The sequence below is a fragment of the Algoriphagus aquatilis genome (assembly GCF_042657405.1).
GTDB classification, from domain to species: Bacteria; Bacteroidota; Bacteroidia; order Cytophagales; family Cyclobacteriaceae; genus Algoriphagus; species Algoriphagus aquatilis.
This window is the reverse complement of the sequence record NZ_JBHSKS010000014.1, coordinates 80513-83314: the sequence shown is the minus strand read 5'-3', so window position 1 is coordinate 83314 and position 2802 is coordinate 80513. Positions and strand designations below refer to the sequence as shown.

The 2802-nt window shown below is 43.5% G+C and carries 1 protein-coding gene; it reads right to left on the bottom strand.

Annotated features, from left to right (window positions below; translation table 11 throughout):
• The coding region (locus tag ACFPIK_RS15470) for a DUF7507 domain-containing protein (protein ID WP_377916872.1) at positions 1-2802 on the bottom strand (2802 nt) is incomplete at both ends.

Here is a 2802-nt window from a genome sequence, read left to right as displayed (position 1 = left end):
TGACCACTTTAATCTTAACCTCGGATGGTTTCACCGGCTTACCGTTGATCAGGTCGTTGGTCAGCACATTGCCTGCAACTCCACCCAACAGACCGTTGATCTCATTAGCTTGGAAGTTGTCCATCACGGCGAGTAGTTGGTTTGGAGCCACTAAAAGGTAAAGTGTAGCTGTGACGCAGACCGGATTTTCTCCTGTGGTGCATACCCTATACGCAAACTGTACGGGTCCAAAAAATCCAGACGCAGTTACAAATACAAATGTTCCATCAGAATTCAACGTCAAGGTGCCTTGAGGAATCTGAACTTGCTGAGGCACAACAGTTAGTCCCAAGCCCAATAAACTACCGTCATTAATAAGAACATTACCGGAAAGGGTAGAGCCTAATGTACCTAAAACAAAATCATCCGACGCATAAATAATATTAGGTGAACTTGACATAACCACTGTCACTTCCTGAATCGCTGTTGAACAAAGGGCAGGATTCCCAGAATCACATACAGAGTAGATGTAGGTATCCTTACCTATAAAACCAGGGTTCGGAGTATAAGTAACGTTTCCGGTGGAAGGATCAATCGTGACAGAACCATTCTTTGGTTGTTCAACAATTGTGACAGATGCAGGATTCAGACTCAAATCCGGTCTTCCCGATGCATCATTTGCCAAAGTTTTAATAACAACAACTTCACCTTCTGAAACAGTCGCCAAGTCAGTTTTCAGAATAGGAGGCTGAGGCTCTCCTGCAATAGTAACTGTTATAGTAAGAATTGAGGTAACACATGAACCCTCTGGACTGCAAACTGTAATTGTAAAATTATAAACTCCGGCTTGTGAAGCTTCAAACACATAGCTGCCGTCAGAATTCAGATTTAGTACAGCTCCATCTGGATTTTCAGGGCTTTCCTGTGGATTTCCGTAGGTTGATCCCGGCGGTACATCATCATTTGTGGAAACTTTTCCTTCGACAGGAACACCCAAATAGGTAGCGTTTACATCAGGTCGGGAATCCGGTAGTTCCAAAACCTCAATTACCAAAGTTGCCGTATCACACAGATTTAATGGATCACCTACGCAGGCGGAATAAACTATCTCTACCGTACCTGAAAAGCCGGGTACCGGTGTAAAGGTGAAACTTCCATCGGTATTCAAGACAAAGGTTCCAGGAATATCTGTAGGATCAGTGACAAGACTTGCTTCCAGAGTAATTCCAACACCATCAGAAATAAAGTCGTTGTCCAACACATTCCCAGAAACTGAGGTTGATCCATCAGTGGAACCAGATACTGTAGCATTGTCATCCTCAGCAATTAAATCAACTATAGTGCCCACTCCTTTTGAAACAGTGCCTCCAGTATTAGCAACACTCAAAGTAAACGTTTCTGCATTTTCTTTGATTTGATCTGCAATGATAGGAACACGGACATTAAGCTTACCGTCCTTATCCAATTGAACAGTTGAACCTAGGGTATAAGGCAGCCAGAGGGTACCATCAAAGTATTCTATACCAGGACCAAAGTCAGACGTTGTTGCCGTGCCTTCTATTAGTCCAAGAATTATCAATTGACCAGAAGCTCCACTTAACGAGAAAATTCCAAAACCAGAAGATTCACTTACCATGATGTCGTTTACTGACAGAACTCTATCATCATCTTTCATGGCAGAATTATCTTCCGTTCCATCTTCCTTAAATATCGCACCGGTACCATCATCTTTTATAGTTGCAGTTCCTGCAGCTGATAATTTTTCTGAAATAGAAGCAGTCAATGTGAAGGTCTCAGCCCTTTCAAATTCTTCATCCTGCTTGATTGGAGTACGAACCCACAATTTTCCGGAACCGTCGAGTGGTACCAAAGTACCTGCTGCATAAACTACCCAACTTGATCCGTTAAAATACTCCAAACCAGGACCATAATCAGCTGAAATCGCCGTACCATCTGAAAGTAAAAGTGAGATCAACTGATCTTCTATGCCTCTTACTGTAAATACCACAAAAGGAGAAGCTTCGTTAACAGTTACATTTGTTACTGCTAAGATTTTAATAGTATTAGTACCTGTTGAGCTTACTTCATTACCGTTAGGATCACTGGCCTTCACTGTAGCGGTATTTACTAAACTTCCATTTTCCAAATCCGCTTGACTAATCAAATAGGTTGCAGTGAAGGTTGCGATTACCCCTGGAGCCAAGCTATTTACTTTAACTGGGCTAATTGGACTTAGTCCATTCAAGGGATCAGAAACTACCACATCGAAAAGTGTAACGTTACCTGTATTCTTCACAGAAAAAGTATACACAATAGACTCACCTACTTTGGTAAAGTTTGTCAAAGAGGCAGATTTTGAGATTGAAATGCCAGGATTAGAAAGAAGTACCTGCGTATCTCCATCCGAATCGGTTACCAGATTGCCATTTGGCGCAATACCACTTACCGAAGCCGTATTGGTAAAGGTGCCCGCATCGATATCCGACTGGGTCAGCGTGTAAACGCGCGTTGCAGTGCCTGTCGCTCCAGGAGCTAAGGTGGATGGGCTGATCGCAAGACCTGTTACCCCGATCTGCTCATCGTCTATCTCGATTCCGCTTACCGTTACGTTACCCGTATTGGTCACCGTGAAAGTATACGTGATCGTTCCGGATGCCGCATTGTACTCGCCTGACTTTACAAAGCTGATTTTCGCATTCTGACTAATCGCTGTTTCCGTCGGATCATCGTTGTCATTGGCAGTTCCAGAGTCGTCTGATACCTCATTGCCGTCCGGATCTTGACCCGTGGCTGTCGCAGTGTTGGTTACTCCGCCGGCATCAA